Source organism: Vibrio kanaloae (genome assembly GCF_024347535.1).
In the GTDB taxonomy this organism is placed as follows: domain Bacteria; phylum Pseudomonadota; class Gammaproteobacteria; order Enterobacterales; family Vibrionaceae; genus Vibrio; species Vibrio kanaloae.
In genome coordinates, this window is sequence record NZ_AP025497.1 from 544,552 (window position 1) to 570,362 (window position 25,811).

A 25,811-nucleotide genomic window follows, 5' to 3' on the forward strand; every position below is an offset into this window, starting at 1 on the left:
AGAGGCTAGCGCGACTGCTCTATGGGCAAGGTCACAATCTTATTGTGCTAGCGGAAAATTAAAGTGAGACCAAGATGATGATCAGTTCCAACGGATGGTATGACAACGCTCGACATGTACCATCCCCGTATTTTGATTCAAGACCGGATTGTGAGGACATCTCTCTGCTGGTGGTTCACAACATCAGTTTACCGCCGGGTCAGTTTGGTGGGCCCTATATTGAGCAATTTTTTACTGGGAACCTGAACCCCAATGCCCATCCGTTTTTCAAGGTGATTCACCAGATGGGCGTTTCTGCTCACTGTTTAATTCGTCGTGACGGTGAAGTGGTGCAGTTTGTTTCGTTTCTTGATCGAGCTTGGCATGCTGGCCAGTCTAGCTTTTCCGGGCGTGAAAAGTGTAACGATTACTCTATTGGTATTGAATTGGAGGGCAGTGACTTTGTTTCGTACACCGAGCTGCAATATCAATCTTTGGCACAATTGACCAAGATTCTAATGTCGAATTTTCCAGCGATTACTAACCAGCGAATTACTGGACACCAATATATTGCGCCCCTTCGAAAAACTGATCCAGGCTTGGTTTTCGATTGGCAGAAGTTTAAAGGAAAGCTCAAGATTTAAGCCTAAACCTTAATAGGGTTCAGTGTGTACCGAGCCTTAAGTCGTCAACATTTAGTATAATCACTTGTGAATTTTTGTTGTTGTTATGTAAAGGAAGTGGTTGAGGAGAGGGGATCAATAAATTGAGAGTGTGACGGGCCTATCAAACACTCAGATATTAATATTTATGAACAGTATTTTACTCTCAATTGTGCTCTTGGTTCGATTTTTAACCAGTTTAGGCTAGTATTCCTGAAACAATTCATTTTTATCCTGAAACTTTCTAGCACGAAAGCTCCCCAAAAGTATTACTCCTGTAAATGGTAAGACCAATTTGGTTGCTGTTTTAAATTTCATTTGTTAAATCGTGGTTAATTCATGCTGTATTCTATGATACAGGTCAACTTTAGGCTGGACAGTGGCGTTTTAATTATGTTAATTTCTGCTCAACTTAAAATTGGTATTACCAATTGTCAGCGAAGAAAAAGAAGAACAATAAACTATGGCTTATCAAAGGATTCGTCAGCCAAAACTCTCCGATGTTATCGAGCAAGAGTTAGAAAGGTTGATTGTGGAAGGAACACTGGCTCCAGGGCAGCAACTGCCGCCTGAGCGCGAACTAGCGAAACAGTTCGATGTGTCTCGTCCTTCAGTCCGAGAAGCGATACAACGTTTAGAGGCAAAACGCTTGCTTACTCGCCGTCAAGGTGGAGGTACGTTTGTTAGCGAAAGTATCTGGAAAAGCTTTTCAGATCCTTTGCTTAATTTGTTGTCCTCCCATTCTGAAACCCAACTAGACTTGTTGGAATCGCGTCATGCGATGGAAGGGATTTCGGCTTACTTCGCGGCATTGCGTGGCACCGAAGAAGACTTTACTCGAATTCAAGCATGCCAAGAAAAAATTCATGGTGCGCAAGATAAGGGTGATATTGAAGCCGAATCTGCAGCGGTGATGGCTTTTCTTGTTGCTTTAACAGAGGCAGCGCACAATGTAGTGTTATTGCACATTGTTCGTAGCTTGGCTCCGTTACTCGAACAAAACGTCTTAGAAAATTTAAAGCTGTTGCATCGTCGTAAAGACGTTGTGGAGAAAGTGAGTATACATCGAGCTAACATTGTAGATGCGATCGTTTCAGGACAGCCAGAACAGGCGCGTGAAATGTCACATTCTCATTTAGCTTACATCGAAGAAACATTGCTTGATTTGACGAAGGAAGAATCGCGTCGCGAACGTTCTCTACGTCGAATTCAACAGGGTAAATAGTCGTAATACTTCGGCTGTTTACGTGTTTAGTAGAATCCAACTAACAAAAAGGATAGATCGCCATGTCTGACATGAAGCATGACGTTGATGCTCTGGAAACTCAAGATTGGTTAGAAGCTCTTGAGTCAGTAGTACGTGAAGAAGGTGTAGAACGTGCACAGTTTTTACTAGAACAAGTTCTAGATAAAGCGCGTTTAGATGGTGTTGATATGGCTACAGGCATCAACACAAACTACATCAACACAATTCCAGCAGCACAAGAGCCAGCTTACCCTGGTGACGTAACTCTTGAGCGTCGTATTCGTTCGATTATTCGTTGGAACGCAATCATGATCGTATTGCGTGCTTCTAAGAAAGACCTAGACCTTGGTGGTCACATGGCTTCTTACCAGTCAGCAGCAGCGTTCTATGAAGTTTGTTTTAACCACTTCTTCCGTGCTCCAAACGAGACTGACGGTGGCGATTTAGTTTACTACCAAGGTCACATCTCTCCTGGTATTTACTCTCGTGCATTCGTTGAAGGCCGTCTAACTGAAGAGCAATTAGATAACTTCCGTCAAGAAGTGGATGGTAAAGGTATCCCTTCTTACCCGCACCCTAAACTGATGCCTGAATTCTGGCAGTTCCCGACAGTATCTATGGGCCTAGGTCCGATTTCTGCTATCTACCAAGCGCGCTTCCTTAAGTACCTTGAAGGTCGTGGCCTGAAAGATACTTCAGCGCAACGTGTATACGCGTTCCTAGGTGACGGTGAGATGGATGAGCCAGAATCACGTGGTGCTATCTCTTTCGCTTCGCGTGAGAAGTTAGACAATCTATGTTTCCTAATCAACTGTAACCTACAGCGCCTAGATGGCCCTGTAATGGGTAACGGTAGCATCATTCAAGAACTTGAAGGCCTATTCAAAGGCGCAGGTTGGAACGTTGTTAAAGTTATCTGGGGTAGCAACTGGGACTCTCTACTTGCTAAAGACACGACTGGTAAGCTTCTTCAACTAATGAACGAAACTATCGATGGTGACTACCAAACGTTCAAGTCTAAAGATGGTGCATACGTACGTGAGCACTTCTTTGGTAAGTACCCTGAAACTGCTGCACTTGTTGCAGACATGACCGATGACGAGATCTTCGAACTGAAACGTGGTGGCCACGATTCTTCTAAACTGTTCTCTGCATTCAACAATGCAAAAGAGACAAATGGTAAGCCAACTGTAATCCTAGCTAAGACAGTTAAAGGTTACGGCATGGGCGAAGCTGCAGAAGGTAAAAACATCGCTCACGGTGTTAAGAAGATGGACATGACTCACGTTCAATACCTACGTGATCGTTTAGGCCTACAAGAGCTTCTTTCTGATGAGAAAGTAGCTGAACTTCCTTACCTGAAACTGGAAGAAGGTTCTGCTGAGTACGAATACCTACACGCTCGTCGTAAAGCTCTACAAGGTTACACGCCAGCACGTCTGCCTAAATTTACGCAAGAGTTCAAGGTTCCGGAGCTAGACGCATTCGCACCTCTACTTGGTGAGCAGAAGCGTGATATCTCTACCACTATGGCTTATGTACGTACGCTAAACATCCTGCTTAAAGATAAGAATATTGGTAAGAACATTGTTCCTATCATCTGTGATGAAGCTCGTACATTCGGTATGGAAGGTCTATTCCGTCAGGTTGGTATTTACAACCCACAAGGTCAAGAATACACACCTGAAGATAAAGGCATCGTTTCTTACTACAAAGAAGCGACATCAGGTCAAGTTCTTCAAGAAGGTATCAACGAGCTAGGTTCTATGGCGTCATGGCTTGCGGCTGCAACGTCATACAGCACAAACGATCTGCCGATGATCCCGTTCTACATCTACTACTCAATGTTCGGTTTCCAACGTATTGGTGACATGGCATGGCTAGCAGGTGACCAACAAGCTCGTGGCTTCCTACTAGGTGCGACTGCTGGTCGTACAACACTGAACGGTGAAGGTCTACAGCACGAAGATGGTCACTCGCACATCCAAGCGAACACGATCCCGAACTGTATCTCTTACGACCCAACGTTTGCTTACGAGCTAGCAGTAATCATGCAAGACGGTATCCGTCGCATGTACGGTCCTCAGCAAGAGAACGTTTACTACTACCTAACAGTAATGAACGAGAACTATGCAATGCCTGCAATGCCAGAAGGCGCTGAAGAAGGCATCCGCAAGGGTATCTACAAGCTTGAATCTCACGTTCCTCAAGGTGATAAAGCGACTAAGGGTAAAGTTCAACTAATGAGCTCTGGTACTATCATGAACGAAGCGCGTAAAGCAGGTGCAATTCTAAGTGAAGAGTACGGCGTAGCATCTGACGTATTCTCTGTAACGTCGTTCAACGAACTTACTCGTGACGGCCAATCGGTAGAGCGTGACAACATGCTTCACCCAGAAGCTGAAGAGAAAGTACCGTACATCACAACAGTTCTTGGTAAAGAACCTGCAATCGCAGTGACTGACTACATGAAGAACTACGCTGAGCAAGTACGTGCGTACATGCCAACTGAGTCTTACAAAGTACTTGGTACAGATGGTTTCGGCCGTTCTGACAGCCGTGCAAACCTACGTCGTCACTTCGAAGTTAACGCTGGCTATATCGTAGTCGCAGCTCTAACTGAACTGGCTAAACGTGGTGATATTGAGAAATCTGTCGTTGTTGAAGCAATTGCTAAGTTCGATATCGACACTGAAAAAACTAACCCGCAATACGCATAAGACTGGCATTAAGGTAGGAAAAAACAATGACAATCGAAATTAATGTACCAGATATTGGTGCTGACGAGGTTGAAGTAACTGAGATTCTTGTAAACGTTGGCGACAAGGTTGAAGAAGAGCAGTCACTGATCACTGTTGAAGGCGACAAAGCTTCAATGGAAGTTCCAGCGTCTCAAGCGGGTATCGTTAAAGAGATCAAAGTAGCGGAAGGCGATTCAGTTTCTACTGGTTCTCTTATCATGATTTTCGAAGCCGAGGGTGCAGCTGAAGCTGCACCTGCTCCAGCTGCAGAGGCAGCTCCAGTAGCTGCGCCTGCAGCGGCAGAGCTTAAAGAAGTTCACGTTCCTGATATCGGCGGTGATGAAGTTGAAGTAACTGAAATCATGGTTGCTATCGGTGATGCAGTAGAAGAAGAGCAATCTCTTCTTACTGTTGAAGGCGACAAGGCTTCAATGGAAGTTCCTGCACCATTCGCTGGTATCGTTAAAGAAATCAAGATCGCTTCTGGTGATTCAGTTTCTACGGGTTCTCTAGTTATGGTATTTGAAGTTGCTGGCTCAGGCGCAGCAGCTCCTGTAGCAGAAGCAGCACCAGTTGCAGCGGCTCCAGCAGCATCTGCTGAGAAAGAAGTAAACGTTCCAGATATCGGTGGTGACGAAGTAGAAGTTACTGAAATCATGGTAGCGGTTGGCGATACAGTAGAAGAAGAGCAATCTTTAATTACTGTTGAAGGCGACAAAGCTTCAATGGAAGTACCAGCACCATTCGCTGGTACAGTAAAAGAGATCAAGATTGCAGCGGGCGACAAAGTGTCAACTGGCTCTCTAATCATGACTTTCGTCGTTGAAGGCGCAGCTCCTGTTGCTGCACCTGCACAAGCAGCAGCTCCAGCTCCTGCGGCGGCACCTGCTCCTAAAGCAGAAGCACCTGCAGCGGCTCCAGCAGCATCAGATGACTTCCAAGAGAACGGCGAGTATGCTCACGCATCTCCAGTTGTTCGTCGTCTAGCTCGTGAGTTCGGTGTAAACCTAGCAAAAGTTAAAGGTACTGGTCGTAAGAGCCGTGTACTTAAAGAAGACGTTCAGTCTTACGTTAAAGATGCACTTAAGCGTCTAGAGTCTGGTGCAGCGGCATCTGGCAAAGGCGGCGACGGTTCTGCTCTTGGTCTACTACCATGGCCAAAAGTTGATTTTAGCAAGTTCGGCGAAACTGAAGTTCAGAAGCTTTCTAAGATCAAGAAGATCTCTGGCGCAAACCTACACCGTAACTGGGTAATGATCCCTCACGTTACACAGTGGGACAACGCAGACATCACTGAGCTAGAAGCATTCCGTAAAGAACAGAACGCAATCGAAGCGAAGAAAGACACTGGCATGAAGATCACACCACTTGTGTTCATCATGAAAGCTGTTGCTAAAGCGCTAGAAGCATTCCCAGCGTTTAACTCTTCTCTTTCTGAAGATGGCGAAAGCATCATTCTTAAGAAGTACGTAAACGTGGGTATCGCAGTTGATACACCAAACGGCCTAGTTGTTCCTGTTTTCAAAGACGTGAACAAGAAAGGCATTTACGAGCTATCTGAAGAACTAATGGTTGTTTCTAAGAAAGCACGTTCTGGCAAGTTAACAGCGGCAGACATGCAAGGCGGTTGTTTCACAATCTCTAGCCTTGGTGGTATTGGCGGTACTGCATTTACACCAATCGTAAATGCTCCAGAAGTAGGTATCCTAGGTGTATCTAAGTCTGAGATTAAGCCTGTTTGGAATGGTAAAGAGTTCCAACCACGTCTACAGCTTCCACTGTCTCTATCATACGACCACCGTGTGATCGATGGTGCAGAAGGTGCACGCTTCATTACTTTCCTAAACAGCGCGCTATCTGACATTCGTCGTCTAGTACTGTAATTGAGAAAGTAATTATTAAGGTGACTTTCGAGTCACCTTAATTCTTTATATAAAGACTATTTTTAGAGAACAGTTTCCTGCATTTCTCATAATCTGACGGGGAATTGTTGTCTAGCTCACAGGCTAACTTAAAGCTACTTTCACACTGTTAACATCTCTGTAAAATGTTTCCTGTTTGAAAGCCCAATAATTTTAAGAACATCTACTCAGCCTGTTAGGGATAATGACTACAAGAGGTCACAATGAGCAAAGAAATTAAAGCCCAAGTTGTTGTACTTGGTTCAGGTCCTGCTGGCTACTCAGCGGCATTCCGTTGTGCGGATTTAGGTCTAGAAACAGTACTAGTTGAACGTTACAGCACTCTTGGTGGTGTATGTCTAAACGTTGGTTGTATTCCATCAAAAGCACTTCTTCATGTTTCTAAAGTAATCGAAGAAGCAAAAGCGATGGCAGAGCACGGCGTTGTATTCGGCGAGCCACAAACGGACATCAACAAAATCCGTATCTGGAAAGATAAAGTCGTTGACCAACTTACTGGCGGTCTTGGCGGTATGGCTAAGATGCGTAACGTGACTGTTGTTAACGGTTTCGGTAAGTTCACAGGTCCTAATAGCATTCTTGTTGAAGGCGAAGGCGAAGCAACAACGGTTAACTTCGACAACGCAATCATCGCTGCGGGTTCTCGTCCAATCAAACTTCCGTTCATCCCACATGAAGACCCACGTATTTGGGATTCTACGGATGCACTAGAACTCAACGAAGTACCAGAAAAACTGCTTATCATGGGCGGTGGTATCATCGGTCTTGAGATGGGTACGGTTTACCATTCTCTAGGTTCTAAAGTTGAAGTTGTTGAGATGTTCGATCAAGTTATCCCTGCGGCGGATAAAGACATCGTTAAAGTTTTCACTAAGCGCATCAAAGACAAGTTTAAGCTTATGCTTGAAACTAAAGTGACCGCGGTTGAAGCAAAAGAAGACGGTATCTACGTTTCAATGGAAGGCAAAAAAGCACCAGCTGAAGCTGAGCGTTACGATGCTGTTCTTGTTGCTATCGGTCGTGTTCCAAACGGTGCACTTATCGACGCTGAAAAAGCGGGTATCGAAGTTGATGAGCGTGGTTTCATCAATGTTGATAAGCAAATGCGTACTAACGTTTCTCACATTCACGCAATCGGTGATGTTGTTGGTCAACCAATGCTTGCTCACAAAGGTGTGCACGAAGGTCACGTAGCTGCGGAAGTTATCTCTGGTAAGAAGCACTACTTCGACCCTAAAGTAATCCCATCAATTGCGTACACTGAGCCAGAAGTTGCTTGGGTAGGTAAGACTGAGAAAGAAGCGAAAGCGGAAGGCCTGAACTACGAAGTTGCTACTTTCCCTTGGGCTGCTTCTGGTCGTGCAATCGCTTCTGACTGTGCAGACGGTATGACTAAGATGATCTTCGATAAAGATACTCATCGCGTAATCGGTGGTGCTGTTGTTGGTACTAACGGTGGTGAACTTCTTGGTGAAATCGGCTTAGCAATCGAAATGGGTTGTGATGCAGAAGATATCGCTCTTACTATCCACGCTCACCCAACTCTACACGAGTCTGTTGGTCTAGCTGCGGAAGTATTCGAAGGTTCAATCACTGACCTTCCAAACAAGAAAGCAGTGAAAAAGAAGAAGTAATTCTTCTTTAGCCACTCGCGAATGTTTTTAAAAGCCGCTGATTCGTCAGCGGTTTTTTTATGCATGAAGAAAAGAGCAGAAACACTTTATTCGAGATTCGAGATTCGAGATACGAGTACGCTACGGGATGCGAATATCGACTACACTCCACAAAAAAAGGGCTGACCCATTAGGTCAACCCTTTAACAATTTATCTCGAATCTACTTATAAATACACAACATGTTTAAGTAGCTGTCTGTTAAGTTTTCTTGCTCTTCTGGCGTTTCGAGACGTTTTGCTTGAATGAATAACGAGTAGCAGATGCCGTGAAATAGGTTCGCAAGATGCTTAGGATCATGCTCATCACACACATCTCCACGCTCAATCGCCTTACTAAACATATTTTGTAATAACATTTGGTTAGTGCGGTTGGTTGTGACAAATAAAGGCCATACTTCATCACGAGTTGATGCGCTCCACTCGAACCAAACATTCAGCCAATGGCTATCTTGAGCCACTAAGTTAACCATTTCAGTGGCAATATTATGTAGATTTTTTTTCGCGTGAATATCGAGATCGATATTATCTGAAAGGAAGTTAGAGAATTGGCGTACGACATGATTCAGTACTTCATCGACCAGATCTTCTCGGGTAGGGAAATAGTTAAATACAGTTGCTACAGACACCTGAGCAATATCTGCGATATCTGCGTGGCCACCTCGGCCAATGCCGCGGCGAGAGAATACCTCAAGTGCGATTTCCATCAATTGAAGTTTTCTTTTTAAGGGTGAAAGCCTAGTTCTAGGCCTCTTAGATATTGAGTCCATTTTATTTTCCTTGCCAACGATTTTTATATTAATGATTTTATTATTATTTAAGCCAGGATGAGTGTAATAGTGCATATGCAAATGGTCAATCCTTTGAGCGTGTTTATAGACAGTTACATCAAACTTGATACATAAAGCGTGATCAGTATGAATGTGAAAGTAAGCGAGTATGAGGCAAGGTATCCGTACCTATCTCATTGAGAATCTCACAGTAAATTTGAACCATAAGGTGGTGTGGGTATTTGAGCAATGCTAGACTTACGCACAAATTGAGCGGCACCAATGGCAAAGCTGTCTACACTTGTCGCAATCACCAAATAAAATGAGAGCAGTATGAAGCATACAGTTGAAGTCATGATCTCTGAGCAAGAAGTTCAGGATCGAGTGAACGAACTAGGCAAACAGATCACGGAGCACTATAAAGGGAGTGAAGATCTCGTTTTAGTTGGCTTATTACGTGGATCTTTTGTCTTTATGGCGGATCTTGCTCGTGCTATCGATTTAACTCACCAAGTTGATTTCATGACCGCATCTAGCTACGGCAATGGCACGGAAAGCTCACGTGATGTTCGTATTTTGAAAGATCTTGATGATGATATCCAAGGTAAAGACGTTCTACTTGTCGAAGACATTATCGATACTGGTAACACACTGACTAAAGTGAAAGAGATTTTGAGCCTACGCGGTCCTAAATCTATCGAAATTTGTACACTGTTGGATAAGCCTTCTCGCCGTGAAGTGATTGTAGATACTAAATGGATTGGTTTTGAAATTCCTGATGAGTTCGTTGTTGGTGTGGGTATCGACTACGCACAAAAATACCGTCACTTACCATACATCGGTAAAGTGGTTCCTCAAGAGTAAAGTAATTACGACTCTGTTGAATGAAAATAAAGAAGGCTCGCATTATGCGAGCCTTTTTTTTATCTATCAAAAACTAGTCAGGATAGAAGTGAGTAAGGCTGATTTTAGCCAAGAATTGGCGTCGACAAGATCTTATTGAGCGCATCTAAGTGGCTACTCTCTAATGTGTCATTGCTTGAGCAACGTACGCCAAGGTCTTGCAGTTTGCCATTGCCTATACCATAAACAACGCCGTGGATTTCAACGTCTTGACCGCGTTCCCATGCCGTTTGTAGGATGGTTGAATTGCCTAGGTTATAAACTTGTTCTGCGACGTTAATTTCGCATAGTTTGTCACCCCATTGTTCACGAGGTAAAGACTCAATTTGCTTACGATATTTTAGGTAGTTGTCACGGATGTGAAGTAACCAGTTATTGATCAAGCCAAGCTTAGGGTTATCTATCGCAGCATTAACACCGCCACAACCGTAGTGGCCACAGATAATAATGTGTTTAACTTTGAGTACATCCACAGCGTACTGTACAACAGATAAGCAGTTCAGGTCGGTATGAACCACTTGGTTGGCCACATTTCGGTGAACAAACAGTTCGCCAGAATACAAACCGGTGAGACGCTCGGCCGGTACACGGCTATCAGAGCAGCCGATCCATAGGAAACCAGGATTTTGCCCTTCTTCAAGCGTAGTAAAGTATTCAGGGCGTTCAGAGCGAATTGACTCTGACCATTTAGAATTGTTTTCAAAAAGCTGTTTAATTTCTGGCATTTTGCGTCTTACATCCCTTAATTAAGAATCACAACTATACACAATGTTACAAATTCAATCTTGTAAAAACTGTGTCAAATAGTGCTCATCTGACGTGTTCTAGTCGTTAAATTTATTAACTTAGGTTAGAAGCTTTGATTTGGTTATAAGGCATGAATAATGTGATTAAATTAACACTTTCTGTGCGAGTAATTCATTTGCTAAAGTTATAAGGTTTGTCATTTCATCATCGGGAAGGTGTATTTTGTTTGGAAGTCGTTTTACGGATATCAACCTCAAAGGGGATATGTTTGGTGGTGTGACAACCGCCATCATCTCACTACCTTTAGCGTTGGCATTTGGTGTAGCTTCTGGTGCGGGGGCTGAAGCTGGTCTGTGGGGCGCTATCATGGTCGGTTTGTTTGCGGCGCTGTTTGGCGGTTCGAGTAGTTTGATATCAGAGCCAACCGGACCAATGACGGTAATCATGACGGCCGTGATGACGAGTATGGTGGCCAAGTACCCTGAAACCGGAATGGCAATGACCTTCACAGTCGTTATGATGGCGGGGGCATTTCAGATATTACTCGGGACACTAAAGCTAGGAAAATACGTTACTTTGATGCCATATAGCGTGATTTCCGGATTTATGTCGGGCATCGGCGTTATTCTGATTATCTTACAGCTTTCGCCATTATTAGGGCACGCCGCTCCATCTGGTGGAGTGATGGGCACTCTCTCTGTGCTTCCTGATACGTTGGCTAATTTAAAAGTCAGCGAGTTGTTTCTAGGTACGTTGACGCTCGGCATTCTCTTTGGCTTCCCTGCAAAGTATCGCAAGTATGTGCCAGCACAACTGGTTGCGTTAGTTGTTGTAACTCTTTTATCGGTTATCATTTTCGACACTGACTCTATCCGCCGTATTGGTGAAATACCGGCGGGTTTACCTTCATTAGTTATTCCTACCATTAGTCCTGATCAATTTACCACTATGGTTATTGATGCCTTGGTGCTTGGTACTCTTGGTTGTATTGATACGCTTCTTACCGCGGTGATCGGAGACTCACTGACACGTAAAGAGCACGACTCCGACAAGGAACTTAGAGGGCAAGGCATCGCTAATATGCTTTCTGGTCTATTCGGAGCATTGCCTGGTGCGGGTGCCACCATGGGAACCGTAACCAACATTCAGGTCGGTGCACGTTCTCCGCTATCTGGTGTTATTCGTGCCTTAGTGTTGGCGTTGGTGGTATTGGTCGCGGGTGGCTTAACCGAGCCGATTCCTATGGCGGTATTGGCTGGCATCGCCATGTATGTGGGTTTCAACATCCTCGATTGGAGTTTCATTCAGCGGGCACATAAGGTGAGTTACACAGGTATGGGCGTGATGTACGGCGTGATGCTGCTAACCGTTTTTGTTGACTTGATTATTGCCGTTGGACTTGGTGTGTTTATCTCGAATATCTTGATCATCGAAAGGTTAAGCAGAGAGCAAGCTCGGCAAGTTAAGGCCATCAGTGATGGTGATGATGAAGAGGACATTCCGCTGACAGATAGCGAACGTCAACTGCTAGATAGCGCTAACGGGAAGGTGTTGTTTTTCTATCTTTCTGGCCCAATGATCTTTAGTGTTTCAAAGGCTATTTCACGTCAGCATTCAAGCATCTCTGATTATGAAGTGATGATCTTAGATCTCACGGACGTGCCTATGATTGATGTAACGGTCGGACTTGCTCTAGAAAATGCTATTAAAGATGCTTTAGATGCACAGTGCGAAGTATACCTGCTGTGTCCTAATGAGAATACCCGTCAACAATTAGAGAAGTTTCACGTACTTGATTTGGTACCTGAATCCAATACTTATCGATTTAGATACGAAGCACTGACGGCGGCAACAAGCTATGTTGATAGGGATGAGCATCAATTTGAATCGGTCTAAGCTTAAATCGACCTCATTACTCAATTGGTTTTAAGCTGTTGTTCAGCATCGATTCATCGTTATGAGTGCCGTTAAGTGAATGACTTAGCGGCATTTTTATTTTTACAGAGTACAAAAACTATCAAGCTTTCAAAAGAAACGGATAATCGATATTTGTATTCATCGTAATTCAACGATAAACTTGTTTGCAAAATGGCCGAGTAAACAAGTTTGGGTTAGTTTTCTGCTAGCTCGTTTTAAGCATTACTCTCTTCCTCAAGCTCGGTCATCAACATCTTATCTATAGCAAATGGCAGTCTATCTCTATGTATGCATTAGAAATTGAGCAATTAAGAAAAACTTATGCTGGGGGCTTCGAGGCTCTGAAGGGCGTTAGTTTACAAGTAGAAAAAGGCGACTTTTACGCACTACTTGGTCCAAATGGTGCGGGTAAATCAACCACTATTGGTGTTATCTCTTCACTGGTAAATAAAACGTCAGGCAAGGTTAAAGTGTTCGGCTACGACATTGATACCGATCTAGAGTTGGCGAAGCAGAACTTAGGCCTTGTGCCTCAAGAGTTTAACTTTAACCCGTTCGAGACCGTTGAACAGATCGTGCTGCAACAAGCGGGTTATTACGGCGTGCCAAAAGCATTGGCGAAAGAGCGAGCGAAAAAGTACCTATCTCAACTCGATTTGTGGGAAAAGCGTGGCGAACGTGCGCGTAACTTGTCTGGTGGTATGAAGCGTCGTTTGATGATCGCGCGTGCATTGATGCATGAACCTCATTTGTTGATCCTTGATGAACCAACAGCAGGCGTTGATATTGAACTGCGTCGTTCAATGTGGGAGTTCCTGAAAGAGATCAACGAAAAGCAGGGTATTACCATTATCTTGACCACGCACTACTTAGAAGAAGCGGAAATGCTGTGTCGCAACATTGGTATTATCAATCGCGGTGAGCTGATTGAGAACACAACCATGAAAGCGCTGTTGGGTAAATTGAGTGCTGAGACCTTTATTCTGGATCTGGAAGAGGGCGCGACTGAACCTAAGCTTGAAGGTGTGAATAGCCAAGTGATGTTTAATGGCTCGCTAGAAATCGAAATAGACAAGAACCTAGGTTTGAATACCATCTTTGCTCAATTGAGCGAGCAACAGGTTAAAGTTCTCTCTATGCGTAACAAAGCAAATCGTCTAGAAGAGTTATTTGTGAGTATCGTCCGTGAGGGGAGTAAATAATATGTACAGCCTATATTGGACAGCTTTTTGCAGTTTGCTGACCAAAGAGATCAACCGTTTTACGCGTATCTGGGTGCAAACATTGGTACCGCCTGCGATTACCATGACGCTGTATTTCATTATTTTTGGCAACCTTATCGGTGCCCGTATTGGTGAAATGAACGGTTTTAGTTACATGGAATACATTGTTCCTGGCCTGATCATGATGTCGGTGATCACTAACTCATATTCAAATGTGGCATCCTCGTTCTTTAGTGCAAAGTTCCAAAAGAACATTGAAGAGCTGCTTGTCGCACCTGTTCCTAACTACGTGATTATCGCCGGCTTCGTCATGGGTGGTGTGGTGCGTGGCTTGTTAGTGGGCACTATCGTAACGTTCGTATCCTTGTTCTTTGTCGACTTACAAGTTGACCATTGGGGCGTGATCATTGCGACGGTATTTTTAACGTCGGTAGTGTTCGCTCTGGGGGGCTTGATTAACGCCGTATTCGCACGCACGTTTGATGATATCTCTATTATCCCAACCTTTATCTTAACGCCGCTGACCTATCTTGGTGGTGTGTTCTACTCGATCAGCCTATTACCTGAATTCTGGCAAGGTGTATCGAAGTTGAACCCTATCGTGTACATGGTCAACGCGTTCAGATATGGCTTCTTGGGTGTATCTGATGTGGGTATCGTGACGTCGTTTGGCGTACTAGGTGTGTTTATCTTGCTGTTGTATGGTATTGCACACTACCTAGTGACAAAGGGTATTGGCCTACGTAGTTAACTTTTAGTTATCCCGGATCTATTAGTTATCCAGATTCTATTAATTATCCTGAATCGCAGGCAAAGAAAAAGGTCGATATTACATCGACCTTTTTTGTATCTTTCGTTTGTGCTGTTGCTTTGCGTTAGGAGCTGGTTTACGTAAAGAGAAGAAAGCGATTACTCAGCCGTTTCTTCTTTCACTTCTTCTTTGGTTTCCGTTACCAAGTCGAGAACTTGGTTGTCGATAAGACGAGTCTTACCTAGGAACGCCGACATTAGAATCACAGCTTGAGTCGATTCTGAAGTGATGGCTTGCAGAGTCTTAGCATCACAAATGAAGATCTCATCTGGCTGAAGATCTGCAGCGCGTAGCTGGTCTGCCGCATCTTCAATAACAGATGCGTAATCATCTCGGCCACCACGAATTGCGCTGCTAATCCAACGCATAGTACGTGCAAGAACTGGGGCTCGTTGGCGCTCATCAAAAGTTAAATTACTATTACGAGAGCTCATTGCCAAACCATCCATTTCTCGAACAGTAGCAACACCCACGATTTGAATATCTAACGCTAGGTCAGTTGTCATTTGACGAATGACAGCAAGTTGCTGGAAGTCTTTCTCGCCGAAGCATGCAAAATCTGGTTGAACGACATTAAACAGCTTAGTGACAATGGTTGATACACCGCGAAAATGCCCAGGGCGAGAAGCGCCCTCAAGCATGTGTGATAGGCCCGGAACTTCGATAAATGTTTGTTTATCTAGGCCCTCTGGGTACATTACTTCTGGAGTCGGGGTAAATACAAGCTCAACGCCTTCCCCTGTTAGTTTACTTAGATCAGCTTCTAACGTTCGAGGGTAGTTGTTTAGATCGTCGGCACGGTCAAACTGCATTGGGTTAACAAAAATGCTAACCACAACAATATCAGCTAATTCACGCGCTTTCTTTACCAGCGTTAGGTGGCCTTCATGTAGGTTCCCCATTGTTGGCACAAAAGCTATTGTGCGTCCATCACGCTTAAACTGTTTAATCTGCTCGCGAAGAGCCGTTATTTCAGCAAAAGTTTGCATAGTTATTCCTAAGCGATTGTATGAGCGTCATCAGGGAAACGCGCACTCTCTACTTCTTCTTTGTACAGTGCGACTGCTTTTCGCATGTCACCCGTTTCGGCTAAGAAGTTCTTAGAGAATTTCGGCATGTAGTTCGCAGAGATACCGAACATGTCATGCATTACTAGGATCTGCCCATCGGTAACATTACCTGCCCCAATACCAATAACGGGTACGTCACAAGCTTCTGTAATTCGTTTTGCCAATGAAGCCGGTACACATTCAAGTAGCACGATTTGTGCGCCTGCGTTTTGCAATGCTAGCGCATCAGCAAGCATTTTATCGGCCTGCTCGTCGTCACGGCCTTGTACTTTGTAACCACCAAAGATGTTCACAGATTGAGGTGTTAAACCTAAGTGCGCACATACTGGTACAGCACGTTCTGTTAGCATCTTAACAGTATCAACCAACCAACTGCCGCCTTCGATTTTTACCATGTTCGCGCCAGCACGCATTAAGCTTGCTGCGTTCTCACAAGCCTGCTCAGAGGTAGAGTAGCTCATGAATGGCATATCAGCCATAAGAAGGCAGTTTGGGCTACCAGAACGCACAGAGCGCGTATGATAAGCAATGTCTTCTACAGTTACAGGTAAAGTATCGTTATGGCCTTGTAGTACCATACCAAGTGAGTCACCGACAAGCAGGACTGGCATTTCTTGGCTTTCGAACAATTGAGCGAAACTCGCATCATAAGCTGTCGAAGTCGCGAATTTACGGCCTTCACGTTTGCATTTGATAAGGTCGTTAATGGTTACTTTTTTCATTGGTTTTCCTTAATGCGCTTGACTATTGTTGCCAAACATTGAGCCCGTTCTTATCAACTAACTTGAGTAAGTCTGTCAGCTCAGTCCCATCTGGGAGCTGTAAACTTGGTGCGATTTCAGCAAGCGGGTAGAGAACAAACTCTCGTTCTTTCATTCCGTAATGAGGAACAGTTAAACGCTCTGAATCGATCACCTCATTGCCGTATAGCACAATGTCGAGATCCAAGGTTCTTGGCCCCCAACGCTCGTCTTTACGGACGCGCCCTTGCTCTAACTCGATTTTTTGAGTGTAATTAAGCAGTTCAACTGGCGTTAATTCTGTTTGGATTGCCACTACCGCGTTGATGTAGTCTGGTTGATTTTGTGGCCCCATTGGAGTGCTACTATATAGCTGAGAGCTCGCAATAAACGTTGACCGCGGTAGGCTTTTTAGCGTTTCGATAGCCAAATTTGCTTGGCTAACTGGGTCGGCAAGGTTGCTGCCGACTGCAATGTAAGCGGTTATCATTCTGACTGCTTACTCTTTTTATTACGATAAGTCTTACGGCGACGATGACCTGATTTTGAGGGCGCAGCTACATCGTTGGCCATCGCTTGGCGCATGTTGCGTCCAGCAGTCTGATAACGCTCCCACCATTTCGCTAACTCTTTGGTTTCGCCACCTTCAATCTCGCCACGCATTTCTAGGAAATCGTAGCCTGCACGGAACTTATTAAGCTCCATAAGGCGAACAGCACGTTTTCCATTACGGCGAGGTAATCGTAGTTGCAGTTGCCAAACTTCACGAATGGTTGCTGTATGGCGACGAGGAATCGCAATAGATTTTACTTGTTGATCAAGAATGATGTTGCTCGCTTCCATGATCGCATCGTAGTGTGCCATACCTTGTTCAGCGACAAGTTTGTCTGCCAGCTTGTTCATTGGGTACCAAAGCATCGCTGCGAACATGAATGCTGGGTTTACTCGCTTACCATCTTCAATGCGAAGGTCGGTTGAATCGAGAACCAAATCAAGCATCTGCTCAGTATGAGAGTCATAATTGGCAGTGAAGTGCTCTGCCACAGCTGGGAACATCTGCTGGAAGAGGTTGTATTCACGCATTAGGTGGTAGGTTTCTAAGCCATGACCTGATTGAAGCAATTTAAGAGATTCTTCGTAAAGACGTGCTGCTGGTATGTCTTTGAGAAGATGTGCCAGTTCTTCAATAGGATCGGCGGTGTCTTCTTCAATATCGAAGTCTAGCTTAGCGGCGAAACGCATTGCACGCAACATACGTACAGGGTCTTCACGGTAGCGAGTTTCTGGATCGCCGATTAGGCGGATCAGCTTGTCTTCTAAATCTTCTACACCACCTGCGTAATCGTGGATGCTGTAATCAGCAATGTTGTAATACATCGCGTTAATAGTGAAGTCACGACGCTCTGCATCTTCATCAACATTGCCATACACGTTATCGCGTAGCAACATGCCTTCTTCCGATTGGGCAGACACGTTTTTCGATGGCTCCTGGTGGTGGCCACGGAAAGTCGCTACTTCAATGATGTCTCGGCCAAACATGATATGGGCTAATCGAAAACGGCGACCGATAAGGCGACAGTTTCTGAATAGGTGTTTGATTTGCTCTGGGGTTGCGTTAGTCGCGATGTCAAAATCTTTTGGCTGAGAGCCTAATAAGATATCGCGTACACCACCACCGACTAAAAACGCGTCAAAACCCGCACCATTCAGGCGATATAACACTTTTAGTGCGTTGTCACTGATCTGCTTGCGTGAAATATTGTGCTCTTGGCGAGTATAAACATTCAGAGCTAACTCGTGGAATCCGCGTTGTTCGCTTGGGGTATTGTCGTTTGTATTCATTAGTTTAGAACAAAGTAGGTATCGCCAACTTTGTTTTTCTCTTAGTCCAAAGTGGTAGTGCAGAGTTTAATTGCGGCTAATAATAGCTTAGCGCGAGCCATTTGAGAACATCATCGGCTTAACCGCTGCTGTTGGTTATGGCATTTTTATGTGTCGCTTTTAGTATTTACCATTACTTTCGAGCTAATCACGATGCTCTTTTTGTAAACTATCAGGTAATTGACTGACGTGCCATTGCTGGCAGCCCCACAATAAAATCTCATCCATTGAAGCTTCAAAAAGGGCTGCTGGGATATCAAAACCTAAGAATCGCATAGCGCTGAGTAACGTTGGTTTTGGGTTGTCGAGATCTATCGCGGTGGCATGGTTCTGTTTTGACAGTTTATTCCCCAAACCATCGGTTGCCAATGGTAAGTGCAAGTAACTCACTGTTTTTTGCTTAAGCGTTTGGTACAAGCTTATTTGGCGACCTGTTGGTTCTATCAAGTCCGCCCCTCTTACGACTTCTGTTACCCCTTGCTCAATGTCATCAAGGACAACCGCTAAGTTATAGGCAAACAATCCATCTCGGCGTTTGATAATGAAATCTTCTTCCGCTAATGCCTTAGGTATCTGAATCGACCCGTGACGAACATCATCAAACGACTCAACAGGGAAGTCCATGCACAAGCGCACCGCTTGCTCACCTAAGTCAATCAAACCTGCGTGTCGGCAGTGGCCATTATAGAAACCGCCTAAGGCTTTTATCTGTTTACGAGTGCATTGGCAGTAGTAGGCTTGTTTATCAACGACCCATTGATCAATTTGAGCTTGATACATGTTGTGGCGCTGACTTTGATAGACGACTTCGCCATCCCAAAATAGGTGGTAAGTCTCAAGCGTCTTAAGAATGAGGTCTGCAGCGCCGGCCATTTCTCTTGGCGGATCAAGGTCTTCCATACGAACTAACCATTGCCCTTGGTTAGATTTCGCTTGAAAGTAGCTACCAAGAGCAGCAACAAGCGAGCCAAAATGAAGAGGACCTGACGGTGATGGTGCAAAGCGCCCGATATAATTCATGAGTGAATAACCTAATTCTGATGGTACCGCAGTAGCTGGTTCTTAAGGTGGTTTAATTAGTTGTTTTAATGCGTTTGGCTAGCGTTTTAAGACGCTGAATTAGCAGTTTAATGCATAGAACTCAGCTTTAAAGTTGCTATTTGCTATCAAGTCTATGAAAGTTTGAGCGGATATGGCCAACAAAAAAGGGAGCCAAAGCTCCCTTTTTTTACATCCGCAAGAATTAACCTTGCATCTGTTTCTCTTTGATCTCTGCAAGCGTTTTACAGTCAATACAAAGGTCAGCGGTTGGACGAGCTTCAAGACGGCGGATGCCGATCTCGATCCCGCAAGAATCACAGAAGCCGAAATCATCTTCTTCGATCTTGTCTAGTGTCTTTTCAATTTTCTTGATAAGACGACGCTCACGGTCACGGTTACGTAACTCTAGGCTGAATTCTTCTTCTTGAGAAGCGCGGTCAACTGGGTCTGGGAAATTCGCCGCTTCATCCTGCATATGGTGCACAGTACGATCAACTTCTTCCCTGAGCTGGTTGCGCCAAGCTGCTAAAATTTTTGTAAAATGTTCCGTTTGCTCAGGTGACATGTACTCTTCACCGGGCTTTTCTTGGTACGGTTCAACACCTGCGATGGCTAGGATGCCTAGCGCTTTTTTCTTAGATTCTGGCATACAGCATCTCCTATTTACACCTAGTCAACTGCAAAGCAGCTAATTTTAAGGCGGGTATCTATAGCAGAAAGAACGAATGGTGGCAAATACTCTTATTCAAACTTGCAATCAATGTGATTAGTTCTGCATCTTTGTTCAACTATTGATAAATTCAACAGCTTGTTTTAGTTGTATTTGAGTACTGCTGAGCTCTGCTTTATAGCAAAGCACTTCAACTCCAGCGTCTTGTGCTTGTTTTAGTAATAACGAATATTTGGCGTCTATATGGTGTGCCGCAGACACTTTTTCAATACCTGAATGTAAAACAGTGAATAAAAGTACGGCTCTATTTCCAGATTCGACCATTTCTGTGAGTTCACGCAGATGTTTTTGGCCTCTGGTTGTCACAGCGTCAGGGAAAAAACCTTGTCCTTTGGTTGATGATTCTTGCTTAGTTGACGTTAATTGTTCGTCGAGCAAAGTGACGCTTTTTACTTCGATATAGCAAGGCGGCTTTTCGTTATCTTCAAGCAGAATGTCGATTCGACTATTCTCACTGCCATATTTCACTTCAGTTCGTAACGCGTTGTAGCCTAAGAGTTCAACTATAGTCCCATTTTCAATTGCTTCCACTGCTAGCTGGTTTGCCCGCGCAGTATTTACACAAATACGGTGACCTTTGTCTGTTTCTGAGATCTCCCAGCTGTTTGGGTACTTTCGTTTGGCGTTATCTGATGTTGAGTACCACACCGTGTTGCCAGGTGTCGCGCATCCCGTCATCGCTCCAGTGTTAGCACAATGAATCGTACGCTCGCTGCCGTCTGGAAGTTTGATGTCAGTAAGAAAACGTTTATAGCGTTTAATAAGAGTCGCTGGCTCTAATGGCGGATTGAAGTGCATATTACTTATTTAGAGAGGTCGGTTTTTATGTACAATGCTGCCAACATTACACCACAAGGTTCTCCCATTGCCACAACTGCCCATAGAAGCTGTGATGCCAGATCTGCTCGCTGGCGTAGAAACACACACTCAACTTATTCTAAAGGCCGCTCCCGGTGCAGGTAAGTCAACATTTTTCCCCTTGCAACTGGTTAAAACCAATGCTGTTCCAGGCAAAATAATCATGCTTGAACCTAGGCGTTTGGCGGCTAGGAATATTGCCACTTACTTGGCGAGCCAACTAGGAGAGAAGGTAGGGGAGAGCATAGGTTTTAGAGTTCGTGGTGAATCTAAAACCAGCAGTGCAACTCGTTTGGAGATCGTTACCGAAGGGATCATGACAAGAATGATCCAAACCGACCCTGAATTGAGCGGGGTCGATATGGTGATCTTCGATGAGTTCCACGAGCGCAGCATTCATGCGGATACTGCTCTCGCTTTTAGTTTAGAGATCCAAGAGGCGTTGCGTGACGATCTAAAAGTGGTGGTGATGTCGGCGACATTAGACCAACAAGCTTTGCAGTCTTTATTGCCCAATGCCAAATACGTTGAATCCCAAGGTCGTACTTTTCCGGTTGAGTTCCGTTATCAGCCTCTTAATACCAATGAGTACTTAGCCCCTAAAATGGCTAGCGTGATTCGCTCTTTGATGGAGAAGGAATCCGGTTCGTTGTTGGCATTCTTACCTGGGGTGTCTGCGATTAAGCAGGTGGAGTCTCAACTAGAAAAACTCTCTAACGATATCGATGTGTGTCCTTTGTACGGTCAACTCAGCTTTCCTCAACAACAGAAAGCGATCGCACCGTCTGATAAAGGGCGTCGAAAAGTGGTGTTGGCCACCAATATAGCGGAAACCTCTCTGACCATTGAGGGCATTCGGTTAGTGGTGGATTCTGGTCTTGAACGAGTCGCCAAGTTTGATTTGAAAACCGGCATCACCAAGCTTGAGCAAGTGAAAATCTCCCAGTCTTCTGCTGAACAGCGAGCAGGCCGTGCTGGGCGAATTGAAGAAGGTTTGTGTGTTCGCTTGTACAGCGAAACGCAGTTAATGCAGCAACCCGCTGTACCGGAGCCTGAAATTCTCCATTCGGATCTCTCTTCGCTGGTGGCTGAACTGACGCAATGGGGCGCTGCAAGTGCAGACGAGTTGCAATGGCTAGACGTTCCGCCACGCGCTTCAATTGAGCAAGCCAAGCAACTGCTGCAAAGGCTTGAGTTATTAGGCAGTAATGGCCAATTTACGGCGCTAGGTAAACAAGCTCAGCGTTTAGGTCTTGAGCCTCGTATCGCCAGCATGCTGATAAAAGCGCAACAGGGCAGCCAAACTTTGCTGAATGTCGCGATTGTCGCCGCAGCTTTACTTGAAGAGCCTGAACGCAACGTCACCGATATTCAACATTCGTTGCACCGACTTGAGCAAAGAAAGCACTCGAAAAACAGCGTAGTGATGCAGCGAGCGAAAAGTCTCGCCAGTAAACTCAATCATCACGTAGATTTGTCACAACTTGATGAATCATTGTTACCATTAGTGCTTTGTTTTGCATTCCCTGACCGAATAGCTCAGGCGAGAAGCGCGACTGGCAGTGCTTTCCTTCTTGCGAATGGTCACGGCGCTGAAGTTCGTGATGATGATCCATTGGCGAACAATGATTACATCGTGGTGATTGATTTGATGCGCAGCACAGGACGAGCCAGTCAGGTTTTCTTGGCAACCGCTGTCGATATTGCGCAGTTAGAAGAAGCGTTTCCCAAACTCTTCGTCTGTTCAGATTATGCGGATTGGGATGAGAAGCGTGGCCGCTTGGTTGCTGAACAGCGAGTGTCTTTGGATAAACTGATTATCAGCACCAAAGCCTTACCTGAGCCGAGTGCGAATCAGGCAAGCCAAGCGCTACTCAATTATATCGCTCGGTGTGGTCTTGATCGTTTACATTGGACGCCCGCCGCGAAGCAGCTAGTTGAACGCGTACGTTGTGCCCAGCTTTGGATGCCGGAGTATGATTGGCCTGCAATGGGTGAGACTAGTCTAATTGCACATCTAGATACCTGGTTGTCGCCGTATTTGAATGGCATTAAGTCAGCAAAAGGGTTGTCGAATGTGTCAATTGAACAAGCACTGTCGGCGTACCTTGGTTGGCCATTGAATCAAGAAATCGACCAATGGCTACCGACGCATTACGTGATGCCTACAGGCAGTAAAAAAGCGATTCGATACCAATATCAATCGGAGCCTGTGATCTCGGTGCGAATGCAAGAAGTCTTTGGTGAACAAGACTCACCCTTGATAGCGCAAGGTCGTAAAAAAGTCGTGCTTGAGTTACTTTCTCCTGCGCAGCGACCATTGCAAATCACTCAAGATTTAGCTGGCTTTTGGGCTGGCGCGTACAAAGAAGTACAAAAAGAGATGAAAGGCCGTTACCCAAAACATCCTTGGCCTGATGATCCTGCTAACCATGTAGCAACCACTAAAACCAAACGACAGTTGAACCGATGATGACCAAAATGTTAACGCCCAAAAAGGCACCACCTAAAAAAGCGCCAGCAAAGAAGTCACCTGCGACCAAAGCCAAGCCTCGAAAACCGAGAGCTGCCGCGAAGAAGACCAAGCCAAGAGCTAAAAAATCGGGCAACCGAGGTTGGTTGAAAATCTTGTGGGGGATTACTTGGAAAGCGGGTTTAGCCTTGGCTGCGCTGTTGTTGTTTGTTGGTATTTACCTAGACTCTGTAGTCAAACAGCGATTTGAAGGCCAACTGTTTGATTTGCCAACCGTGGTTTATGCACGTGTGTTGGATCTGTCTCCAGGTACAGCGGTGAATTTAGTCCAGGTAAAGAATGAACTGGATGTACTGAATTACCGTAAGGTGAACTCTCCTCGTCATCCGGGTGAGTACTCTTCCTCTTCAACCAAGATTGAGATGATTCGTCGTCCGTTTGAGTTTGTCGATGGGCCAGAAGCTGATCGCCATGTGATGCTGCACTTCAATGGCAACGAATTAACTCGAATCCAGTCGCTAGAGAGGAAAGGTGACATGGGTTACCTGCGTGTAGAGCCGAAAATGCTTGGCATGCTTGAGAAGAGTAACGAGGAACAGCGTTTGTTCTTAAAACGTAATCAGTTCCCTGAAGTAATGGTTGATGCACTATTGGTAACCGAAGACCGAAACTTCTATCAGCACGATGGAGTGTCCCCGTTAGCGATAGCTCGTGCGATGGTGGTTAACGTTAAAGCGGGGCGAACGGTACAAGGGGGCAGTACGCTGACTCAACAGTTGGCAAAAAACCTGTTCTTGTCCAGTGAGCGCACATTGTGGCGTAAAGTTCGTGAAGCCTATATTGCTCTGATCTTGGATCATCGTTATAGCAAAGACCGAATCTTAGAGGCTTACTTGAACGAGGTTTACTTAGGACAAAATGGCGGTCAAGCCATCCATGGCTTCGGTTTGGCTTCGCGCTTGTACTTCGGTCAACCTATTCAAGAGCTTCGTATTGACCAATTAGCGTTGCTTGTCGGAATGGTGAAAGGACCATCGTATTATAACCCCGTTCGTTACCCTGAGCGTGTTAAAGCTCGTCGTGATTTGGTACTTCGTTTGCTAATGCAACAAGACATACTGACACCGAAACAGTATGAAGAAGCTGCAAGCCGTGATTTGGATATCCAAGATAATCCTCGTATTGCGAGCCGTCAGCCAGCGTATTTTCAACAGGTCAACATTGAACTGAAAAAATATGTGGGTGAGCGATTTGAAGTCAAGAAAGGGATACGAGTTTTTACCTCTCTGGACCCGGTTTCTCAAGACCAATTAGAAAAGTCCATAGCACGTAAGGTGCCTGAGTTATCCAAAACCGGAGGTAATCAGCTTGAAGCCGCGGCAATTGCTGTCGATAGGAATACCGGTGAGATCCGTGCGATGGTAGGGGGGAAGCGTACTGGCTACGATGGCTTCAACCGTGCTCTGAATGCGAGCCGCCCTATTGGTTCACTGGTGAAACCTGCAATTTATCTGACAGCATTGGAACAGCCACAAAAGTACACGCTTGCGACGACTTTGATGGATTCTCCACTCAGTTTGAAAGGCAGTAAAGGCAGCGTATGGAGTCCGAGAAACTTCGATCGTAAGTTTCGCGGTGAGGTGCCTTTGTATGTGGCACTTTCGAAATCTTATAACGTGCCCACGGTTCGGTTGGGGATGCAGCTAGGCATTGATAGTGTCTCAGATACGATTGGAAAGCTGGGTGTCGATAAAAATGAGATACGCCCAGTGCCGTCGATGTTTTTGGGTTCATTCTCACTGACTCCGTTCCAAGTCGCGCAGATGTACCAAACCATTACTAACTCTGGGCGTATCGCGCCGTTATCGGCACTTCGTTCAGTGGTTGATAATGACGGTGAGGTTTTATATCAATCGATTCCTCGCGTATCGCAAAGTGTTGATCAGCAAGCGGCTTGGCTAACGACTTATGCAATGAAGCGAGGGGTGTCGGAAGGCACAGGTCGCTTCTTACAAGGTCAGTTTGCATGGGCAGGTTTGGCCGGTAAAACGGGCACCAGTAACGATAGCCGAGACAGTTGGTTTGTTGGGGTTGATGGCCGTGAAGTGACTACTATTTGGCTAGGGCGTGATGACAATAAACCAACAAAGCTAACCGGTTCTAGTGGTGCGTTACGTGTTTATGCTGATTACTTAAAGCAGAGAACACCTGAACAATTGTTACTGCCGTGGCCAACAGGAGTCGCGACAGCTAGTTTTACCCGAACGTCAGATGGTGCCTTAGAGTTAGACTGTGATGGCGCTGTTAAATTGCCGGTGTGGGATGAGAACGGAAATATTAAGAAGGGCTGTGAAAGTCAACCAAAACAGTGGCTAAAAAAGCTTTTTCAGTGGTAAAGTCGTAACAGAAAAGAATGACAAGGATAG

19 protein-coding genes and 1 pseudogene are annotated in these 25,811 nt (G+C 45.1%); 11 read left to right on the forward strand and 9 right to left on the reverse strand.

Annotation, left to right across the window (positions count from 1 at the left end):
* Positions 1–21 precede the first annotated feature (21 nt).
* From ampD to lpdA, 5 genes and pseudogenes are all read left to right on the forward strand, one after another.
* A pseudogene (gene ampD / locus OCV24_RS02735) lies at positions 22–623 on the forward strand (1,6-anhydro-N-acetylmuramyl-L-alanine amidase AmpD).
* A 481-nt stretch (positions 624–1,104) separates the two neighbouring features.
* Positions 1,105–1,866 (forward strand): pyruvate dehydrogenase complex transcriptional repressor PdhR, encoded by a 762-nt coding sequence (gene pdhR / locus OCV24_RS02740; RefSeq protein ID WP_017056615.1) that lies wholly within the window; start codon positions 1,105–1,107, stop codon positions 1,864–1,866.
* 62 nt (positions 1,867–1,928) lie between these two features.
* Positions 1,929–4,607: a pyruvate dehydrogenase (acetyl-transferring), homodimeric type gene (gene aceE, locus OCV24_RS02745; RefSeq protein WP_017056616.1), complete on the forward strand. Its 2,679-nt coding sequence runs from the start codon at positions 1,929–1,931 to the stop codon at positions 4,605–4,607.
* A gap of 26 nt (positions 4,608–4,633) precedes the next feature.
* The gene (aceF, locus tag OCV24_RS02750) at positions 4,634–6,511 is read left to right on the forward strand and encodes a pyruvate dehydrogenase complex dihydrolipoyllysine-residue acetyltransferase (protein WP_102507348.1); all 1,878 of its coding nucleotides are present in this window, start codon (positions 4,634–4,636) and stop codon (positions 6,509–6,511) included.
* A 242-nt stretch (positions 6,512–6,753) separates the two neighbouring features.
* A complete protein-coding gene (gene lpdA / locus OCV24_RS02755; protein WP_017056618.1) occupies positions 6,754–8,184 on the forward strand; it encodes a dihydrolipoyl dehydrogenase in 1,431 nt (476 codons plus the stop codon).
* 201 nt (positions 8,185–8,385) lie between these two features.
* Here the strand turns inward: lpdA and OCV24_RS02760 are convergent, their stop codons facing one another.
* A complete protein-coding gene (locus tag OCV24_RS02760) occupies positions 8,386–8,991 on the reverse strand; it encodes a LuxR/HapR/OpaR family quorum-sensing transcriptional regulator (RefSeq protein WP_032547912.1) in 606 nt (201 codons plus the stop codon).
* Between the two features lie 333 nt (positions 8,992–9,324).
* On the opposite strand from OCV24_RS02760, the gene hpt reads away from it, so the two are divergent.
* The gene (gene hpt / locus OCV24_RS02765) at positions 9,325–9,855 is read left to right on the forward strand and encodes a hypoxanthine phosphoribosyltransferase (RefSeq protein ID WP_017056620.1); all 531 of its coding nucleotides are present in this window, start codon (positions 9,325–9,327) and stop codon (positions 9,853–9,855) included.
* Between the two features lie 104 nt (positions 9,856–9,959).
* Here hpt and can read toward each other — a convergent pair whose 3' ends face one another.
* Positions 9,960–10,619 carry a carbonate dehydratase gene (can, locus tag OCV24_RS02770; protein WP_017056621.1) on the reverse strand — a complete coding sequence of 220 codons (660 nt, stop codon included), beginning with the start codon at positions 10,617–10,619 and terminating at the stop codon, positions 9,960–9,962.
* Positions 10,620–10,905: 286 nt separating this feature from the next.
* Between can and OCV24_RS02775 the strand changes: the two genes are divergently transcribed.
* The 3 genes from OCV24_RS02775 (at position 10,906) to OCV24_RS02785 (ending at position 14,532) form a co-directional block, all read left to right on the forward strand.
* Complete coding sequence (locus OCV24_RS02775; RefSeq protein WP_017056622.1) at positions 10,906–12,537, forward strand: SulP family inorganic anion transporter; 1,632 nt, start codon at positions 10,906–10,908, stop codon at positions 12,535–12,537.
* 305 nt (positions 12,538–12,842) lie between these two features.
* Positions 12,843–13,760, forward strand: coding sequence for an ABC transporter ATP-binding protein (locus OCV24_RS02780; protein ID WP_017056623.1), 918 nt, complete (start codon positions 12,843–12,845; stop codon positions 13,758–13,760).
* A gap of 1 nt (position 13,761) precedes the next feature.
* Entirely contained in the window at positions 13,762–14,532 is a 771-nt protein-coding gene (locus OCV24_RS02785; protein WP_017056624.1) for an ABC transporter permease, read from the forward strand.
* A 158-nt stretch (positions 14,533–14,690) separates the two neighbouring features.
* Here OCV24_RS02785 and panC read toward each other — a convergent pair whose 3' ends face one another.
* The 7 genes from panC to sfsA all read right to left on the reverse strand — a co-directional run bounded on the left by panC (position 14,691) and on the right by sfsA (position 20,852).
* Positions 14,691–15,581: a pantoate--beta-alanine ligase gene (panC, locus tag OCV24_RS02790; protein WP_017056625.1), complete on the reverse strand. Its 891-nt coding sequence runs from the start codon at positions 15,579–15,581 to the stop codon at positions 14,691–14,693.
* A gap of 8 nt (positions 15,582–15,589) precedes the next feature.
* Entirely contained in the window at positions 15,590–16,384 is a 795-nt protein-coding gene (gene panB, locus OCV24_RS02795; RefSeq protein ID WP_017056626.1) for a 3-methyl-2-oxobutanoate hydroxymethyltransferase, read from the reverse strand.
* A gap of 22 nt (positions 16,385–16,406) precedes the next feature.
* Complete coding sequence (gene folK, locus OCV24_RS02800) at positions 16,407–16,892, reverse strand: 2-amino-4-hydroxy-6-hydroxymethyldihydropteridine diphosphokinase (RefSeq protein ID WP_017056627.1); 486 nt, start codon at positions 16,890–16,892, stop codon at positions 16,407–16,409.
* Positions 16,889–18,244 (reverse strand): polynucleotide adenylyltransferase PcnB, encoded by a 1,356-nt coding sequence (pcnB, locus tag OCV24_RS02805; protein WP_017056628.1) that lies wholly within the window; start codon positions 18,242–18,244, stop codon positions 16,889–16,891. Before pcnB ends, folK begins: the two co-directional genes overlap by 4 nt.
* 183 nt (positions 18,245–18,427) lie before the next feature.
* Positions 18,428–19,303, reverse strand: a complete 876-nt coding sequence (gene gluQRS, locus OCV24_RS02810) for a tRNA glutamyl-Q(34) synthetase GluQRS (protein ID WP_077680835.1) — start codon at positions 19,301–19,303, stop codon at positions 18,428–18,430.
* 223 nt (positions 19,304–19,526) lie between these two features.
* Entirely contained in the window at positions 19,527–19,973 is a 447-nt protein-coding gene (dksA, locus tag OCV24_RS02815; RefSeq protein ID WP_004738189.1) for an RNA polymerase-binding protein DksA, read from the reverse strand.
* A gap of 135 nt (positions 19,974–20,108) precedes the next feature.
* Positions 20,109–20,852, reverse strand: coding sequence for a DNA/RNA nuclease SfsA (gene sfsA, locus OCV24_RS02820; RefSeq protein WP_077680834.1), 744 nt, complete (start codon positions 20,850–20,852; stop codon positions 20,109–20,111).
* Positions 20,853–20,946: 94 nt separating this feature from the next.
* On the opposite strand from sfsA, the gene hrpB reads away from it, so the two are divergent.
* Both hrpB and mrcB read left to right on the forward strand, forming a co-directional pair.
* A complete protein-coding gene (gene hrpB, locus OCV24_RS02825; protein ID WP_244291729.1) occupies positions 20,947–23,385 on the forward strand; it encodes an ATP-dependent helicase HrpB in 2,439 nt (812 codons plus the stop codon).
* Positions 23,382–25,781: a penicillin-binding protein 1B gene (gene mrcB / locus OCV24_RS02830; protein ID WP_150878366.1), complete on the forward strand. Its 2,400-nt coding sequence runs from the start codon at positions 23,382–23,384 to the stop codon at positions 25,779–25,781. The genes hrpB and mrcB overlap by 4 nt, the downstream gene beginning before the upstream one ends.
* Positions 25,782–25,811: the final 30 nt, after the last annotated feature.

Excerpts from the sequence above, each read along its gene's own strand:
- folK (WP_017056627.1), bottom strand. The coding sequence starts at position 16,892 with ATGATAACCGCTTACATTGCAGTCGGCAGCAACCTTGCCGACCCAGTT.
- gluQRS (WP_077680835.1), bottom strand. The coding sequence starts at position 19,303 with ATGAATTATATCGGGCGCTTTGCACCATCACCGTCAGGTCCTCTTCAT.
- aceE (WP_017056616.1), top strand. The coding sequence starts at position 1,929 with ATGTCTGACATGAAGCATGACGTTGATGCTCTGGAAACTCAAGATTGG.
- aceF (WP_102507348.1), top strand. The coding sequence starts at position 4,634 with ATGACAATCGAAATTAATGTACCAGATATTGGTGCTGACGAGGTTGAA.
- hrpB (WP_244291729.1), top strand. The coding sequence starts at position 20,947 with ATGCCAGATCTGCTCGCTGGCGTAGAAACACACACTCAACTTATTCTA.
- lpdA (WP_017056618.1), top strand. The coding sequence starts at position 6,754 with ATGAGCAAAGAAATTAAAGCCCAAGTTGTTGTACTTGGTTCAGGTCCT.
- OCV24_RS02760 (WP_032547912.1), bottom strand. The coding sequence starts at position 8,991 with ATGGACTCAATATCTAAGAGGCCTAGAACTAGGCTTTCACCCTTAAAA.
- OCV24_RS02780 (WP_017056623.1), top strand. The coding sequence starts at position 12,843 with ATGTATGCATTAGAAATTGAGCAATTAAGAAAAACTTATGCTGGGGGC.
- OCV24_RS02785 (WP_017056624.1), top strand. The coding sequence starts at position 13,762 with ATGTACAGCCTATATTGGACAGCTTTTTGCAGTTTGCTGACCAAAGAG.
- can (WP_017056621.1), bottom strand. The coding sequence starts at position 10,619 with ATGCCAGAAATTAAACAGCTTTTTGAAAACAATTCTAAATGGTCAGAG.
- panC (WP_017056625.1), bottom strand. The coding sequence starts at position 15,581 with ATGCAAACTTTTGCTGAAATAACGGCTCTTCGCGAGCAGATTAAACAG.
- pdhR (WP_017056615.1), top strand. The coding sequence starts at position 1,105 with ATGGCTTATCAAAGGATTCGTCAGCCAAAACTCTCCGATGTTATCGAG.
- panB (WP_017056626.1), bottom strand. The coding sequence starts at position 16,384 with ATGAAAAAAGTAACCATTAACGACCTTATCAAATGCAAACGTGAAGGC.
- pcnB (WP_017056628.1), bottom strand. The coding sequence starts at position 18,244 with ATGAATACAAACGACAATACCCCAAGCGAACAACGCGGATTCCACGAG.
- mrcB (WP_150878366.1), top strand. The coding sequence starts at position 23,382 with ATGATGACCAAAATGTTAACGCCCAAAAAGGCACCACCTAAAAAAGCG.
- sfsA (WP_077680834.1), bottom strand. The coding sequence starts at position 20,852 with ATGCACTTCAATCCGCCATTAGAGCCAGCGACTCTTATTAAACGCTAT.
- dksA (WP_004738189.1), bottom strand. The coding sequence starts at position 19,973 with ATGCCAGAATCTAAGAAAAAAGCGCTAGGCATCCTAGCCATCGCAGGT.
- OCV24_RS02775 (WP_017056622.1), top strand. The coding sequence starts at position 10,906 with ATGTTTGGTGGTGTGACAACCGCCATCATCTCACTACCTTTAGCGTTG.
- hpt (WP_017056620.1), top strand. The coding sequence starts at position 9,325 with ATGAAGCATACAGTTGAAGTCATGATCTCTGAGCAAGAAGTTCAGGAT.